The sequence below is a fragment of the Microcoleus sp. Pol12B4 genome, assembly GCF_036701385.1.
GTDB lineage: Bacteria > Cyanobacteriota > Cyanobacteriia > Cyanobacteriales > Microcoleaceae > Microcoleus.
The window spans coordinates 18,822-34,356 of sequence record NZ_JAUBQR010000008.1; the positions used below are offsets into that span (position 1 = coordinate 18,822).

Consider the following 15,535-nt stretch of genomic DNA (forward strand, 5'->3'; position numbering starts at 1 on the left):
CAGGTACAGCAAAACACCATTAAAAAGGTGCCAGAAGAAATGAGTCCCTGGTGAAAACAAAGGGCAAATTGCCCGATCGCCAAATTCAGCCTAGACAAGTTAAACTGTAAACATTCTCCGCTAGCCACATCCTAAACTATGACCGCACATCAGGAATCCATCATCGACCAGTTCACTCGTCAGGCAATTCCCTTCTCTAAATTGTACGCTCACACAAATCAAGAGTCTCTGTACCTGCTGAGAGAAATGGCGAGTGTATCTGAAAAAGACACAGTTTTAGATGTTGCTTGCGGTTCAGGTATTGTTAGTTGTGCTTTTGCGGAAGTTGCCAGTCACGTTACTGGCATTGATATCACACCAGCGATGCTCGAACAAGCCCAGATTCTGGCGCAACAGAAAAACTTGATTAATCTGTCCTGGCAACAAGGAGATATTGAAACACTACCATTTCCCGATGCTACTTTTTCTGTTGTTCTGAGTCGTTACGCTTTCCATCATTTTTTGCAGCCAGATGTTGTTTTATCAGAGATAGTTCGCGTATGTCGTCCAGGTGGTCGAATCCTGATTGCTGATGTTGCTTTGCCACCCGATAAAGTGAATGCTTATGACCGGATTGAGAAGTTGCGCGATCCCTCTCATACTCGCGCCTTGACTCTGGAAGAGTTTCCAAAATTAGTCGCAGATGCCAATCTTCAAAATGTTAAATTGGCTTTTTACAAGGTAGAACTTGGGCTGGAACAACAGTTAGCTGCTTCTTTTCCCAACCCCGGCGATGACCAGAAAATAAGAGAAATTTTTAGAGAGGATATTGGTGTTGACAGTCTCGGAATTGGCGCGCATTTTCGAGGCGAGGAAATTCATTATGCGGTTCCAATCGCTGTCATCGTTGGCGATAAAAGAGCCTAAGTTTTATCAACTCAAAACAAGTGTAACAGAGTCCCACTAATAACAAATAACTAATGGGGACTCACTAATAAATATGAGCGAATTATCAACCCGACCAGCCCTAATCACCAAAGTTATCCCCGACAGCATCGGCGCCGAAATCGGATTTGAAGCAGGAGACTCAATCGTTGCCGTTAACGGTCAAAAACCCCGCGACTTGATCGACTATCAATTCCTGTGCGCCGATGAATTTCTCGAACTAGAAGTTTTAGATGCCAAAGGCAAAACTCACAAGTTAGAAATAGAAAAAGAGTATGACGAAGACTTGGGAGTGGAATTTGAAACTGCTCTTTTTGACGGACTAATCCAGTGCAACAATCGCTGCCCTTTTTGCTTCATTGACCAGCAGCCTCCGGGAAAGCGCGAAACTTTGTATCTCAAAGATGATGACTACCGCCTCAGCTTTCTTTATGGTAGCTATCTCACTCTCACAAATCTGACTCAAAAAGAGTGGGACAGAATCGAACAAATGCGGCTTTCTCCTCTCTATGTTTCGGTACACGCTACCGAACCGGAAGTACGAATTAGGCTGTTAAAAAATCTCCGCGCTGGCAAGATTCTAGAACAAATCAAATGGTTTCAAGAACGCCGCTTGCAAATTCACGCTCAAGTAGTTGTTTGTCCCGGTATTAATGATGGCGAACATTTAGAACGCACTTTGTTAGATTTGGCACAGTTTCATACCGGAAATATTCCTGCTGTAGCATCGGTGGCTGTAGTGCCAGTGGGTTTAACTCGCTTTCGCCCTGCGGAAGATGAACTGATCGCAGTAACTGCGGAAAAAGCGCGAGAAGTAATCGAGCAAGTGCAGAAAATTCAAGTGTTTTTAAGTAAAGGAAAAAGCGGCGGAAAAGCTAAAAAGCAGAATTCAAAATCGCGCTGTATTTGGCTGGCTGACGAGTGGTTTTTAATCGCGGGTTTAGATTTGCCGTCGGCTGCTGATTACGAAGATTATCCCCAAATTGGTAATGGTGTGGGTTCTATCCGCCAGTTTATCCAGCAGTTTGAAACGGCTTTTGAGAAGCTACAACCGATGCAAGTCGAGCCGGCGCGAAAGTTAGTTTGGGTGGTGGGGAATGCTGTCGAAAAATCTTTTGAGCCGATCGTACAACAACTAAACCAAATTCCCGGCTTGTCCGTCAACATGGCAGCACTGTGCAGCAACTACTGGGGACAAACTATCACTGTCACGGGTTTGCTCACCGGGCAAGATTTGCTCGAAGCTTTGCAGGGGCGAGACTTGGGAGATGGTATCCTGCTGCCGTCGGTGATGCTAAAACAGGGGGAACCGCGTTTTCTAGACGACATGACCCTCGAACAGCTCGCCAGCTCGCTGAAAACCCGGATTTTGCCGGTGAGCGGAGTAGAGGAACTAATCTCGGCGGCGATCGGTCTGGCAAATGCTGAAGTTAAATTCTAAATTTTGAATCGAACATTCAAAAGTTAAGATGAGTATGGTAATTGTGACTTGTAACCGTCGAGTTCAGGCTACAGACTAGAAACTTGAGACCTCAATCTTGCTCTAAAATTGTCTCTAGGATTGCAGAGTAATTAAAAAATTATGCGTGTTTTTCGTCAAATCATCGTAGTCGGAGTGGGCGCTGCAATTACTTTGGGCAACTCCGCACAGAGTGCTTCAGCACAGCCTCCGGCTCAATCTCAGGACAGTGTGGCCCTTAGCAATCAGCTCGAATTAGGGCAGAATGTTCGATCGACCTCGAACACAGCGGCAGAATTAGCATCAGAGGCCGAACAGTCGATCGCCCTTAACCCTCAAACCTCAAAGTCTCAGCAGCTAGGGGGAGCCAAGATCGCATCAACTCCCGCAACCGGGCCCGAGCAAGCATCAAAGCCTCAACAGGCTGCTCCGGCTTCCCCATCAACTCTGTCTCAGGGCGGTTCGACACCTCTAAGAGGGTTGGAACCGAAAGACGCTCAGCAGCCTTCTCCAAACCCTCCCAACAATATTCCTGTGCCCAGTTCCCCGGTACCTATTCTCCGGGGCACTCCCAACGAAAGTTTCCCCCCTGTGCCTCCGAGGGGCATTCTAGACACCAAGCCTCCGGCTTCCCTGGAGCCCAACCCTAATCCACTGCTGTTTCCGACAAGCCCGGAGGATGTCAGGATCGAGCAAACTGAGTCAATTACCTTGCAGCAGGCGATCGACCTCGCGCGCCGCAACAGCCAAGTTTTGCAAATCGCCGGACAGCAAGTGGAACAAAGCAGAGCAGCTTTGCGCGAACAGCAAGCTGCTCTTTATCCAGACCTGAATTTTCAAATGGACGCCAGCCGTTCTGTGAGTGCAGGCGGAGAACTCGGAATCCGGGCTGCACAGCGCCGCTTCAACGCTGAGGCTAACCAAACCGGGCAGCCCGCCCGCCAAGCCGGCACAAATTTCGGCAGCAACAGTCTCAACAGCACTTTGCAGTTGAGCTATGATGTCGATTTGTTCGGAAGACGGCGCGCTAACATCCGCGCTGCAGAGGAACAGTTGCGCCTTCGGGAACTGGATGTGGAACGCCAAGCCGAGGAACTCCGCTTCGACACTGCTGAGGCTTACTACACCTTGCAAAACGCGGACGGACAAGTTGCCATCCGCCAAGCTTCGGTCAGAAATGCCCAGCAAAGTTTGCGGGATGCCGAAGCCCTGGAACGGGCAGGGGTGGGAACCCGATTTGCTGTGTTGCAGGCTCAGGCAAATTTGGCTAACGAAGTGCAACAACTGTCAGTAGCCCGTCGCGATCAGCGAGTTGCCCAGCGGCGTCTGGCTGAAATTTTGAATATCAGCCAGTCAACGAACTTGACAGCGGCGGACCCGGTAGAGCAAGCGGGGTCTTGGAGGCTGTCTTTGGAAGAGAGTATCGTGCAGGCTTTTAAGAATCGCCCCGAGTTGGAACAGCAGTTGGTGCAGAGGGATATCAGCAAGCAGCAGAGGCGATCTATTCAGGCGGGGCGTTTGCCTCAACTGAGTGTTGGGGGTAGTTACAACGTGCTGGGACAAGACCCTGATAACCCCGATCCGTATACTTCTCGCGGCTGGGCAGACGGGTATTCGATCCGGGCGAGTCTGACTTGGAGTATCTTCGACGGGGGCGCGGCGAACGCCAGGGTGAGACAGCGGGATGCTGATATTACGATCGCTGAAAGTCGATTTGACCAACTCCGCAACCAAGTGCGCCGGGAAGTGGAACAAGCTTATTTTGGCTTGGAATCGAGTTTTGAGAATATCGAAACTTCAGAGGCGGGAGTTTTGCAGTCGAGGGAAGCTCTGCGTTTGGCCAGACTCCGCTTTCAAGCTGGTGTGGGTACTCAGACGGATGTGATTCAGGCGGAAACTGATTTAACTAGGGCTGAGAGAAACCGATTGTCGGCCATTGTCACCTATAACCTGGGGCTTTCGTCTCTCCAGCGGGCTGTGAGCAATCTTCCGACTAATAACCTCTCGGATGCTCCTTGAGATTGAGTTGGGGCGATTCCTTACGGGATAGCTACGCTCGCGCGCACCTTTTATCACAAAGGCAATTAGACATCGGGTATTAAACGTCCGACACATTAGTTAATATTTTGTAATAGAGTTCCATGTCAACTGCGTTAAGGAATCGGCAATGGCCAATATCAAGTTTGTGAAGGAAAATCAGGAAGTCATCGCAGCAGACGGAGCCAATTTGAGGCTCAAAGCTCTAGAAAACCGCATCGATTTGTACACATTTTCGGGAAAGATGATGAATTGCGGGGGCTACGGTCAATGCGGCACCTGCATTGTGGAAATTGTAGAGGGCAGTGAAAATCTGTCGCCCCGCACTGACTTTGAGAACCGCAAGCTCAAGAAAAAGCCCGAAAACTATCGGTTGGCTTGTCAAGCTATGGTTAATGGCCCGGTGAGCGTGAAGACTAAACCGTGACTTTCAGAGGGCAGAAGGCTAGAGATGCAGAAGCAAAGAAAAATGCAGAATGCAATAATTTTGTTTTTTTTTCCTATTTCACTGTATAATCACGCATTTTGCCGGTCTAGGAAAAAAAAACTTGGTTTCTAGGACAAATAAGAGATAGGGCAGCAAGGCATCGAGCCAGAAAGAGGGTTTCGACGCTTGTCGGTAAGCTCTTCTTCTGTGTTCGAGTTTGCCTTTTGCCTTTGAGTGATATCCTAGTTGTGTGTGTTTTTCTATTTTCCGATAGAGGCGAGCGTCTTCATGGAAGTTAACGATTTAGGGTTTGTGGCAACCATTCTGTTTGTATTGGTTCCCAGTGTTTTTCTAATCATTCTGTACATTCAAACAGCTAGCCGTCAAGGTAGAAAAGATTAGCAACTGCTGCTATTTCTGTCTGGCTTTGCTGCTTGCAAAAAAAGCGCCAACAGCTTTTTGCTGAGGCGCTTTTTTTGTTAACTGTTGAGTTTTAGCTGCTAACTCTTAACAATAAGATCCTAGCCGACTGTGCGGGCTAGCAAGACCGGACAGTTGGCATAAACTCGCACGTAGTCTGATAGCGAATTTCCTAGGAGTCGATCGATATCCACAAAGTTTTTGGCAACGCTGGGTCGCCGATCCGGGGAACCGATTACCAACAAGTCGGCATTCAAGTCGTCTGCAATCCGACAAATTTCTTCCCCTGGCTTGCCTGTAGCACTCACGCAGCGGTAGCTAACTCCCATTTGTTTGGTTAGCGCTACTGCCGGAGCTAATACGGGGTCTTTTTCAGCACTTGCTGTTAAATCTTCGCTGGCTTTTCCCGTCAAATCTTTGGTGACGTGTACTAAAACTATCTCTCCGCCACTGACTTCTTTGACCAAAGATAGCGCAAGCTGCAATGACTGTTTGGCAGCTTCTGATTTGTCTACCGCTACCATGACGCGCTTGATTTTTTTGACGTAAATGTCGTCTTTGACTAACAGCATCGGTCGGGATGTTAGCTGGAAAACGTACTGGCTTACTGAGTTTTCCAAAATCGATTGCAGCCTTCCGAGTCCCCGGGAACCCATAATTACTAAGTCGGATTGTTCTTCTTCTGCGACTTGGCAAACGGTGGTTTTCGGGTCTCCCTGTTTGAGCCGCGGGTTGACTTTGCTGGGATCTATTTTCAAAGACTGGACTGCTTGTGCTAAAATCTTTCCTCCTTCTTCCAACTTCTCGGCCATGCCATCGGAGGTTACTTGCGGCGGCACGACGTGCAAGACGGTGACAGAGGTTTGTTGCAAGGAAGGGATGTCCATCAACATATTAAACATCTCTTCGCACAAGCCGCGACCGGCTACTGCTACTAAAATTTTTTCTATCATGGTTTTGGCGGTAAAAACAGTTGAGTTTTCTTGTGCGACGTTAAACTAGGGCGTTGGTACTCTAGTTTCTTACTGTCAAGCATAAGCCTGAAGTTTGTCTTATGATTTGTAGAAATGTAGCGTTTTGGAACGATTTGTAAAGTGTTAGAGAACGATCGAACTCAACCAGAACTCGCACCGACTGGTGCTATTCAAAATCGGCGCGGGATGGACTCTGAGGGCTGGTTTGAATATTTGGTGCGAGTGTATCCTCACCATACTGACTACAGCGGTGTGGTTTGGCACGGGACTTATATTGCTTGGATGGAGGAAGCTAGGGTGGAAAGTTTGCGCTCTCTCGGCATCGAGTATGCAGACTGGGTGGCGCAGGGTTTGGAATTGCCCGTGGTGGAACTTTCGCTGCGCTACCACCGGGCTGTACAAATGGGTCAATCTGTAGCAGTCAGAACGCGGATCGCTGCTACCGAGGGTGTGCGGCTGCTTTGGGATTACGAAATTCGATCGCCTGATACTCAGGAGTTATATGTGACAGCACAGGTAACTTTGGTTGGTGTCGATCGCGACAAGAACAAGATTATCCGGCAATTGCCACCGGCACTAAAGGAGGCTTTAACAAGGCTTTCTGTTAAACCTTCAACCTAAGCTGCTGTTAACTATAAAAAATAGTTGGTGCAGCCCTAGTAAGTAGAGTGCGTGACTTTTGAGTCACTCCATTCGTCGCCCAAATTTTATTTGGTCACGCACCCTACACAACTGCCTTCTGCCTTCATTGGAACTTTTAATAATGTCAAAAAAACTGGGATTGCCAGAGCCAAATATTGAACTTCAGCGCAATATTTTGGAAACAACAGAGTTAAACTCTGCCTTAACAACTGAAGACAAAACTCTTGTTTCTGGAAAGCCAGACAGTTTAAAGAACGGTGAATTAGCTGAGAGTCAAGGCAAAATTTGGGCGATCGCATCGCTGTCGGCGGCGCTGCTAGCGGTGTCGCTGGCTGCGATTTTTATTAGGTTGAGCGAACGGGAAATCAGCCCTAATGCTACGGTTTTTAACCGTTTGTGGATAGCAACTGTAGTATTTGGAGTGTGGAATGGTGCGGGTGCTGCGCGTCGCCGAATGTCTGGGGTGGAAGTTGAAGAGCGATCGAACTACACTCTGCAGGATGTGATGCTGTTAACAGCGGTAGGCGTGGTTTCTTCTGCTTCTGTGGGTTTCTGGGCCTGGTCACTGAGTCAGACTAATGTCGCTAATTCTACTGTACTGCGAAACTTAACTCCTTTATTTACTACTTTGGGGGGATGGCTGCTGTTGGGGCGGCGCTTTGACAGCCGATTCTTGGTGGGACTGGCGGTGGCGTTGTCCGGCGCAATTGCGATCGGCATGGACGATTTGCAAACTGCGGGAGACAATCTTGCCGGCGACATTGCTGCTCTTTTATCGGCGATGTTTTATGCAGGAAATCTGCTCATTTCAGAACATTTGCGAACCAAGTTTCCGGCAACAACTATATTGATGTGGCGCTGTTTTATGGGCAGTATATTGATTTTGCCACTGGTTTTGCTGGCAGGAGATCGAGTTTTCCCTTATTCTTGGCAGGGATGGCTGACTGTAATTGCTTTGGCGGTGATTTGCCAAGCTTTTGGTCAGGGACTGCTTATCCACAGTCTAGGTCGTTTGTCCTCGGAATTTGTAGCTTTTTTCCTGCTGCTAGAACCCGTAATTACGGCTATTATGGCTTGGGTGCTGTTTTCGGAAAGTTTGAGCTTGTTTAATTGGTTTGCTTTTTCTGTGGTTTTGGCTGGAATATATTTGGGAAAATCTAGCGGTTCAGTCGCTAAAAAATGAAACTAAAAGGAAAAATAATTAAATGATTCCAAGATCAATTAGCCGGAATCGCTGGCATTATGAGTTTACTTTTCTGCCTCAATATTTAGAGGTGCTGTTTGCTAAATTGCGGATTGCTGTGGTGTTCGGTGGCGACTGCGATCGCCCTGGTTCTGTGATTTACAAAACTCACAATCCCCGCGCTTGGAAAAGTTACGAAATCGTCGCCCGCGAGATTGCTAAAGCCTTAGCAGAAATAGGCTTTCAGCAAGTATTTGTCATTCCTGACGACATGAATTTCCCGGAACGACTCAAACAAAACAATATCCATTTAGTGTGGCTGAATACTGGCGGAGTCCAGGGCTACAATCCTGTTTGTCACACTCCCGCATTGTTGGAAATGTTGGGAATGCCTTATGTCGGCCACAATCCTTTAAATAGTTCAACTTTAGATAACAAACACGCTTTTAAGCGGGAACTGCAATCAGTCGGAATTAAAACCGCTCCGTTTATGACTTGGCATCCTTCTCAAGGGATTTTGCAGCCTAATTTGCATCAGCGTTTTGCCATTGCTTTTGGTGACTATCAAGGGCCGTTTGTTGTTAAACCAGTATCCGGTCGCGCTTCGCTGCACGTTCATTTTGTAGACAAGATTGAGAGTTTGTCTCAGGCGGTTTCGGAAGTTCACCGAGACACTCACAATACTGCTTTAATTGAAAAGTATTTGCCGGGACGAGAATTTTGTGTAGCGGTCTGTGGCTATGTTACTTATGCTAAAGGCAGATTTTATAAAAATACCAAACCCTTTGCTTTTTCGACTGTAGAGCGAGTGCTGGAGCCGGAAGAACGCATCTTTACTTCTATGGATCAAAAGGCGATTACGGCCGACAGAGGACGGTTGATGGGCGGTGAGGAACCTGAACTAAAACAAGAGTTAATTGAGTTAGCTCGAAAAATTTATTGGGAGTTTAGTTTGAACAGTTTGGTGCGGATCGATGTCCGAAGTGATGCTGATGGCTCGCTTTATGTTTTGGAAGCAAATCCCAAACCGGATCTGAAACACCCAGGGGAAAATGTGACGAGTTTGGTAGCTTTAGGTTTGGCGGAATACGAGATGAGTTATAACGATTTAATTTTTAGTTTACTGGCGGATAGGTTGGATTATTTGTTGACTCAGCATATCCAAATTATTCCTCATATTGTGGATTTGCTTCATTAATCGGACTGGCAGGGTGCGCTGGGCGCACCTTACCTGTAAACAAAATGGCTTTGTAAAGAAATATAAATTGTTGAGCCAAGTGAACACAGGCTGGCAAGTTGTGATAGCTTTGAGTAAGATAGCGATTTGTAGATGTCCATTTTTTTGTTAGCATCAAAGTCACTCTATTTATATTAATTAGATAAAACAAATGCAAGCATTACTTTTATTTATAGGATTTGGAGGCGGGGCATTAGTCTGCTGGCTAATTTTGAATAAGCGAAATTCCCGCAATTTGGTGCGGATGAAGGGTTCGCAGGAGGCTATATCGAATTTGGCGGCTCAGTTGGATGCCCGAAATTCGGAATTGCGGCAAAAGGTTCAGAATGAAAATAAGTTAAATTCTGAATTATCCCAGTTGCAAAGTCGGTTTGAGGCTGTGACTCGCGAGCAAGATATTTTAAAAAATCAAGTGTCGGAAATGGAAGAATTTTTGGCAGGAATTGCCAAAGATAGATCGCAAATTGATGATCTGATTGCTGATTTGCAGTTTCAGCTAGAAAATGCTCAACAAGCTGAGTCGCAGTTAGCAGAAGTGGCAGAACTTAAAGATCAGTTAGAAGTTGCGGAGCAGGAGCGATCGCAGCTTAACGCTCAATTGCTGGAAAAGCAAGCAGAGTTACAGGCGGTTGATGCAGAACGTTCTCAATTTCAGGCTCTGCTGTCGGAATTTGAGAGTCAGTTGGAAACGGCTAGCCAAAGCCGATTGCAGGTACAGTACCAGTTGTCGGAAATTCAAATTAAGTTCGATCGCTCGAATGAAGAGCGGGAGCAACTTCAGTCTCAACTGTCGGGTTTGCAAAATCAACTGCAATTAGTCGAAACAGAGCGATCGCAATTTACTTCGGAATTGTCAGATCTACAAGCTCAATTGGAGAGTGCAGAGCAAGAACGCGAAATACTCAACTCTCAATTGCAAACCGCTCGCGAACAAGCACAGCAACCTCCATTTGAATTATTAGAACTGCAAAGACAGTTAGAAGCTGCTAATCTGGATAAAACGCAGTTAAACTCTCAAGTTAAGGAAGTACAACTTCAATCCGAAATGGTTGTTTTAGAGCGAGAGAGACTGCTGGCTAAGTTGTCAGAATTGGAGTATCAGATACATCGCAAGGAGGGAGATAGCTCGCAACTCCTATCTCAGTTACCAGAATTGCAAGCTCAATTAGAAACTGCTAATACAGAACGATCGCAGCTTTATTCTCAATTGTCGGAATCCCAAAGTCAAATCGAGACAGCCAACCAGAACCAAACTCAACTTCAATCTCAAGTATCCGACTTAGAAGCTCAGCTAGATAGCCTGCGTCAAACTCGTTCTGAATTAGAATCTCAGCTAGAAACAGCTAACACAGAACGCTCGCAACTTTATTCTCAACTCTCAGAAATTCAAAGTCAAGCCGAGACAGCAAACCAGAATCAAAATCAACTTCAATCTCAAATCTCGGAGTTAGAGCACAACTTAGAAAGTGTGCGTCAAAATCGCTCTGAATTGGAATCTCAACTCACTTTTCAAATCTCGCAATTGCAAAGTCAAACCGAGACAGCTAATCAGAATCAAACTCAACTTCAATCTCAAGTATCCTATTTAGAAGAACAGTTAGAAACTGTGCGTCAAAGTCGCTCTGAATTGGAATCTCAGCTCACTTCTCAAATCTCGCAATTGCAAAGTCAAATCGAGACAGCCGATCAAAATCAAGCTCAACTTCAATCTCAAGTTTCCGAGCTAGAACATCACCTAAATAGTCTGTATCAAACTCGCTCTGAATTAGAAGTTCAGCTAGAAACAGCTAACACAGAACGATCGCACCTTTATTCTCAACTCTCGGAATTCCCTGCTCAAATCGAGACTGCCAATCACAATCAAAATCAACTTCAATCTCAAATCTCCGAGTTAGAACATCAGTTAGAGAGTGTGCGTCAAAGCCGCTCTGAATTGGAATCTCAGCTCACTTCTCAACTCTCGCAATTGCAAAGTCAAATCGAAACAGCTAATCAAAATCCAACTCAACTTCAATCTCAAGTATCAGAATTAGAAAATCAGTTAGAAAGTGTCCGTCAAAGTCGCTCTGAATTGGAATCTCAGCTAGAAACTGCTAACAGAGAACGATCGCACCTTTATTCTCAACTCTCGGAAACTCAAAGTCAAATCGAGAGAGCAAACCACAATCAAGCTCAACTTCAATCTCAAGTATCCGAGTTAGAACACCAACTAGAGACAGTTTATCAAGAACGCTTGCTGCTAACATCGCAACTTTCCGAAGTGGGCGATCGACAATCTGAGCATTTTGACTCGGAATCAAAGCAAATTGAAGCATCTACTTCTAATCCCAACGTTTTGAACAGTCAAAAAATTGTTGTTTCTCACCAGGGTCAAGGCGATTATACTACTATTAGCGAAGCGCTGAAAAATGCAGCACCGGGCACGCGCATTGACGTGCATCCAGGCGTTTACCGCGAAAGTTTAATTATCGACAAATCGGTAGAAATTATCGGCAACGGAGAGGTCGATCGCATTGTGGTTGAAAGTATCAATTCAAACTGCATTAAAATGGCAACTGACCGTGCTTTAGTGCGGGGATTAACCCTGAGCGCGACAGGGAAATATTACGCTGTAGATATTCGCAAAGGCGAGTTAATCATAGAAGACAGCGATCTCACTTCTGCGGACTATTCTGTGGTGGGAATTTGCGGCCCTGATGCAAATTGTATTCTCCGCCGCAGTCAAATTCATGATGGGGTATGGAACGGAATTTTTATATCGGATAATGCGAAAGCAACGGTGGAAGATTGCAGTATTTTTGACAACGGCAGTTTGGGAATAGGTGTCGGATTGGGAGGAAAATTGATCGTGCGCCGGTGTCGGATTAATGGTAATGAAGGTGAGGCGATAGGCATTTACAGAGATGGCATTGCTACCGTGGAAGATAGCGATTTAACGGGCAATCCTGGGGGTGCTTGGCGCATTGCAGATAACGGATACCTACGCAGCAAAGAAAATCAAGAATAGAAGAAGAAAGAAGGAAGAAGGAAGAAGGAAGAGAATTCCCAATTAGCGATTACCAATCCCCGATTGCCAATTACCAATTACCAATTACCAATTCTAAATGCCTAACAATCGAGCTGGATTGTGTTTCATCATTAAATCAATTTCGTGCGAAGAAATGCCTTGATTTATCAATTTTTCCACAAATAATTTGTAACCTTCCGCCGGCAAAGGGTCTGGTTTCCTTCCTAAATCCGTGCTCATAACAAAATGCTCTGCTCCTATTAGTTTAATCGCTGCTGCCATCTTACTAATAGAAACTTGATGCCAGTTTTTGTGTCCGTCATCAGCGGCATTTTCTCCCATCAAATCGTTGACAAATGCGAGTTCTAAAAATGCTCCCATCTGGGCGGCTGTTTGCATATTTTCTAGGGACAAACCCGGTACATCTGCCATTGCGTGGGTAATCAGGATGTTCTTAATGTTGAGAAGGTTAGCTTCAGCTACAACTGCCATCACTTCTTCTGAGGAAATATGACCAGTTTCTAATATCAAATTCTCTTTGGCTACAATCTTCAACACCGCTGCTGTTTTCGGTAAAACTTTGCCATTTTTCGCAACTTTAATCCCTATTCCCGATTTGTGAAAAACCTGTAAGTGATGCTCTGCGTCAACCGTTGGCAGCCACACTACTTTACCGTATTTGCCCCCGACGCGGTGCATTGCATCTACAGCGTCGGGATTAATGCCACCGACAGCATGATTGAGAACAACTCCTCCGAAAACTTCAATTTCTGGTACTATTTTATTAACCAAAACTGCCCGTGCTGCTGTGCTGGTATAATGATTTTTCAATACAACAGCTTTCATCTTCGCACTAGCAGCTAATTTCGCTACCTCAAAATCGTCTAACCTGCGGGGAATCACATCAGGAGAAGAATGGATGTGAAAGTCGATCGCACCTTCAATCGTGCTCTTTGGCAAATTGACCATCGGCGAATCTCCGACAGCATAAACTGGCAGACAAAACCAATAGCAAACCATCCAAACTAACGTAAAAAAACAGCTTGCATTCATCCCCTCTTCCCTTCTCCCCTCTGCGTTCTCTGCGCCCTCTGCAGTTCATTCTCTTTTAATTCTCTCCAATAAAAGATTTAACCGCATTTGCTAAAGCTGCTGCATTCTCTTCGTGCATACCCAAAGAACCGGGAATAACTAGCGATTCAACACCCGGTAATTCCGTTAATGCTTCCATTTCAGCCTTTGATTTGGGCGGCGCATTCTCAGCAATTACAACCATCACCGGCACTGCTAATTGTTGAAAATTATCTGTAAATTCCGATCGCACTTTAGCCGGATCTAAACCACCCGTCACAAAGGCAGCGGGACCGTAGCGAGCACCGGGTTTTTGCGTAATTTTCCACTTATTTTGAATGAAATCGGGCGTGACTTTAGCTGCATCGACGTAGACGTGACGCCGATACATCAAACTGAGGAAAGACGGCGCAGTGTTTAGTTTGTATAGGAATTGTCCCAGTAAGGGCGATCGTACTAATTCTCTCACAATTCCATGCCACCCGCTTTGCTGTTTGCTCATCGTCGGCAAAGGTCCGCGCCAAGTCGGCGCAGCTAACACAATCTTTGACCAAACATTAGGCTTTGATTGCGCTAATTGCATCACATAACCCGCAGCATGACCTGCTGCAACTACAGCAACCGGACTATTAAAAATTGACTCAACAAAATTTTTCAGAAATTGATGGTACAATTGCGGTTTATAGTCGGTTCGCGGGCGATTAGATTCGCCAAAACCCGGCCAATCTAAGCTCACAACTTGAAAGTTAGAAGCTAACAATTCTGCTAAAGGACGCATTTCTTCTCGCGTGGAAACTGTACTGAAAGCAGGCAGCAGCAATACAGGATTTCCCTGTCCTCTGGTTTCGTAAATAACTTTGATTTGCGTTTCTTTCCAATTCCAGATATATTCTTGAACTGAGGCGGGATAGTTGCCAGAACCGGATTTTGTTAAATTTGTAGTTTGAGTCATAACTGTTGATTCTTTTAATTTGCTTCGGCTTGCTTGTTCAATTCACAAGCAAGCGCCTTATTTTTCATCATTTGAAAGATGTTGTAAAATCCGTTAGCGCGGGAAGGTGTCAGACTCACATTCAATCCCGTGTCTTGAATAAAATCTGGGGTAATGGTGACAATTTCAGCAGGCGTTAATCCGCTCAAACCTTCCACCAGCAAGCCAACTAATCCTTTGACTAACTGAGCATCTGAATCGCCTTGATACAATACTTTTCCGTCTGCCAAATTTGCAGTAATATAAACTTGCGACACGCAGCCAGAAACTTTGTTTTCCGGCAGTTTGTCGCTTTCGGGAAATGCTGGGAGTCGCTTGGCATACCACAGCAGTTGTTCGTAGCGCTGTTTTGGATCGGAGTGTCGCTGAAAGCGCTGGACGATTTTAGCTAGGGCTGCGGGTAGCGCGGTGTTTGCGGACATGATTCACTCGTAGCGGTTTACTTCGTTAATATTATACATTTAATTTTGCCGACGGGTGCGATCACCTGCTCATCTGCTCCCACTGAAGCAGTCTTCAGGTGAATAGGTTATTGTTATTGTAGTTAACGAGTTCTAGCGTTCAAAACCGAGGAAATATGGTATTTAGTGCTGTTAATGAAGATTGGTGTCGAGTCGTTATGAACCGCGAAACGCGCAGAATTGTTAAAAGCTTGCAGCCAGAGGGCTTGAATGTATTAGAAATATCCGGCAATAATTGGGGTAATTGGGAGTCTTTCAAAAGCTATAAATCACTTAAGTATCCCGATTTTGATATTTGCGATTCTTGCCTCGATGAAACATTTGATTTGATAATTGCCGAGCAGATATTTGAACATTTACTGTGGCCTTACCGCGCTGGAAAAAATATATATAGAATGCTCAACAGCAAGGGATATTTTTTAATAACCACACCCTTTTTAATTCGCATTCACGATCATCCTACAGATTGCTCTCGCTGGACAGAAACTGGCATCAAATACTTGCTTGCTGAATGCGGTTTTAATTTAGAAAGCATTCAAACAGGAGCCTGGGGAAACCGAGCTTGTGTGGTGGCAAACTTTGCCAGGTGGGAGCTTTACAATCCCTCCATTCATTCGCTCGCAAACGAGCCGGATTTTCCCTTGGTAGTTTGGGCGATAGCGCAGAAATAACTAGGCAAAAAGACGATTTTATCGAAAAGAA

At 45.6% G+C, this 15,535-nt stretch carries 14 protein-coding genes; 10 read left to right on the plus strand and 4 right to left on the minus strand.

Annotation, left to right across the window (positions count from 1 at the left end; genetic code table 11):
• Positions 1-138 precede the first annotated feature (138 nt).
• From QUA38_RS02420 to psbM, 5 genes are all read left to right on the plus strand, one after another.
• Positions 139-906 carry a methyltransferase domain-containing protein gene (locus QUA38_RS02420; RefSeq protein ID WP_333158877.1) on the plus strand — a complete coding sequence of 256 codons (768 nt, stop codon included), beginning with the start codon at positions 139-141 and terminating at the stop codon, positions 904-906.
• Positions 907-979: 73 nt separating this feature from the next.
• On the plus strand, positions 980-2,365 hold the full coding sequence (locus tag QUA38_RS02425) for a TIGR03279 family radical SAM protein (protein WP_333158879.1): 1,386 nt from the start codon (positions 980-982) through the stop codon (positions 2,363-2,365).
• 141 nt (positions 2,366-2,506) lie between these two features.
• The gene (locus QUA38_RS02430) at positions 2,507-4,402 is read left to right on the plus strand and encodes a TolC family protein (RefSeq protein WP_333158881.1); all 1,896 of its coding nucleotides are present in this window, start codon (positions 2,507-2,509) and stop codon (positions 4,400-4,402) included.
• A gap of 148 nt (positions 4,403-4,550) precedes the next feature.
• Complete coding sequence (locus QUA38_RS02435) at positions 4,551-4,847, plus strand: 2Fe-2S iron-sulfur cluster-binding protein (RefSeq protein WP_333055813.1); 297 nt, start codon at positions 4,551-4,553, stop codon at positions 4,845-4,847.
• Positions 4,848-5,135: 288 nt separating this feature from the next.
• Positions 5,136-5,249 (plus strand): photosystem II reaction center protein PsbM, encoded by a 114-nt coding sequence (psbM, locus tag QUA38_RS02440; RefSeq protein ID WP_015177760.1) that lies wholly within the window; start codon positions 5,136-5,138, stop codon positions 5,247-5,249.
• Between the two features lie 119 nt (positions 5,250-5,368).
• On the opposite strand, the gene QUA38_RS02445 is transcribed toward psbM, so the two are convergent.
• Positions 5,369-6,220: a universal stress protein gene (locus QUA38_RS02445; protein ID WP_333158883.1), complete on the minus strand. Its 852-nt coding sequence runs from the start codon at positions 6,218-6,220 to the stop codon at positions 5,369-5,371.
• 141 nt (positions 6,221-6,361) lie between these two features.
• On the opposite strand from QUA38_RS02445, the gene QUA38_RS02450 reads away from it, so the two are divergent.
• From QUA38_RS02450 to QUA38_RS02465, 4 genes are all read left to right on the plus strand, one after another.
• Positions 6,362-6,862 carry a thioesterase family protein gene (locus tag QUA38_RS02450; RefSeq protein WP_333158885.1) on the plus strand — a complete coding sequence of 167 codons (501 nt, stop codon included), beginning with the start codon at positions 6,362-6,364 and terminating at the stop codon, positions 6,860-6,862.
• 142 nt (positions 6,863-7,004) lie between these two features.
• Positions 7,005-8,066, plus strand: a complete 1,062-nt coding sequence (locus tag QUA38_RS02455) for a DMT family transporter (protein WP_333158887.1) — start codon at positions 7,005-7,007, stop codon at positions 8,064-8,066.
• A gap of 22 nt (positions 8,067-8,088) precedes the next feature.
• The gene (locus QUA38_RS02460) at positions 8,089-9,264 is read left to right on the plus strand and encodes an ATP-grasp domain-containing protein (protein WP_333158889.1); all 1,176 of its coding nucleotides are present in this window, start codon (positions 8,089-8,091) and stop codon (positions 9,262-9,264) included.
• A 190-nt stretch (positions 9,265-9,454) separates the two neighbouring features.
• The gene (locus QUA38_RS02465) at positions 9,455-12,310 is read left to right on the plus strand and encodes a right-handed parallel beta-helix repeat-containing protein (protein WP_333158890.1); all 2,856 of its coding nucleotides are present in this window, start codon (positions 9,455-9,457) and stop codon (positions 12,308-12,310) included.
• Between the two features lie 93 nt (positions 12,311-12,403).
• Here the strand turns inward: QUA38_RS02465 and QUA38_RS02470 are convergent, their stop codons facing one another.
• Genes QUA38_RS02470 through QUA38_RS02480 form a run of 3 tightly spaced genes read right to left on the minus strand, consistent with a single transcriptional unit; the run spans position 12,404 to position 14,794 of the window.
• A complete protein-coding gene (locus QUA38_RS02470) occupies positions 12,404-13,363 on the minus strand; it encodes a DUF6282 family protein (protein WP_333158892.1) in 960 nt (319 codons plus the stop codon).
• A 55-nt stretch (positions 13,364-13,418) separates the two neighbouring features.
• The gene (locus tag QUA38_RS02475) at positions 13,419-14,333 is read right to left on the minus strand and encodes an alpha/beta hydrolase (RefSeq protein ID WP_333158894.1); all 915 of its coding nucleotides are present in this window, start codon (positions 14,331-14,333) and stop codon (positions 13,419-13,421) included.
• 14 nt (positions 14,334-14,347) lie between these two features.
• Positions 14,348-14,794, minus strand: a complete 447-nt coding sequence (locus QUA38_RS02480) for a SufE family protein (protein ID WP_333099944.1) — start codon at positions 14,792-14,794, stop codon at positions 14,348-14,350.
• 155 nt (positions 14,795-14,949) lie between these two features.
• Between QUA38_RS02480 and QUA38_RS02485 the strand changes: the two genes are divergently transcribed.
• On the plus strand, positions 14,950-15,504 hold the full coding sequence (locus QUA38_RS02485) for a methyltransferase domain-containing protein (protein ID WP_333158896.1): 555 nt from the start codon (positions 14,950-14,952) through the stop codon (positions 15,502-15,504).
• Positions 15,505-15,535: the final 31 nt, after the last annotated feature.

Bases quoted from the DNA above. Each gene is read 5' to 3' on its own strand.
- QUA38_RS02420 (WP_333158877.1), top strand. From the start codon at position 139: ATGACCGCACATCAGGAATCCATCATCGACCAGTTCACTCGTCAGGCA.
- QUA38_RS02425 (WP_333158879.1), top strand. From the start codon at position 980: ATGAGCGAATTATCAACCCGACCAGCCCTAATCACCAAAGTTATCCCC.
- QUA38_RS02430 (WP_333158881.1), top strand. From the start codon at position 2,507: ATGCGTGTTTTTCGTCAAATCATCGTAGTCGGAGTGGGCGCTGCAATT.
- QUA38_RS02435 (WP_333055813.1), top strand. From the start codon at position 4,551: ATGGCCAATATCAAGTTTGTGAAGGAAAATCAGGAAGTCATCGCAGCA.
- psbM (WP_015177760.1), top strand. From the start codon at position 5,136: ATGGAAGTTAACGATTTAGGGTTTGTGGCAACCATTCTGTTTGTATTG.
- QUA38_RS02445 (WP_333158883.1), bottom strand. From the start codon at position 6,220: ATGATAGAAAAAATTTTAGTAGCAGTAGCCGGTCGCGGCTTGTGCGAA.
- QUA38_RS02455 (WP_333158887.1), top strand. From the start codon at position 7,005: ATGTCAAAAAAACTGGGATTGCCAGAGCCAAATATTGAACTTCAGCGC.
- QUA38_RS02460 (WP_333158889.1), top strand. From the start codon at position 8,089: ATGATTCCAAGATCAATTAGCCGGAATCGCTGGCATTATGAGTTTACT.
- QUA38_RS02465 (WP_333158890.1), top strand. From the start codon at position 9,455: ATGCAAGCATTACTTTTATTTATAGGATTTGGAGGCGGGGCATTAGTC.
- QUA38_RS02470 (WP_333158892.1), bottom strand. From the start codon at position 13,363: ATGAATGCAAGCTGTTTTTTTACGTTAGTTTGGATGGTTTGCTATTGG.
- QUA38_RS02475 (WP_333158894.1), bottom strand. From the start codon at position 14,333: ATGACTCAAACTACAAATTTAACAAAATCCGGTTCTGGCAACTATCCC.
- QUA38_RS02480 (WP_333099944.1), bottom strand. From the start codon at position 14,794: ATGTCCGCAAACACCGCGCTACCCGCAGCCCTAGCTAAAATCGTCCAG.
- QUA38_RS02485 (WP_333158896.1), top strand. From the start codon at position 14,950: ATGGTATTTAGTGCTGTTAATGAAGATTGGTGTCGAGTCGTTATGAAC.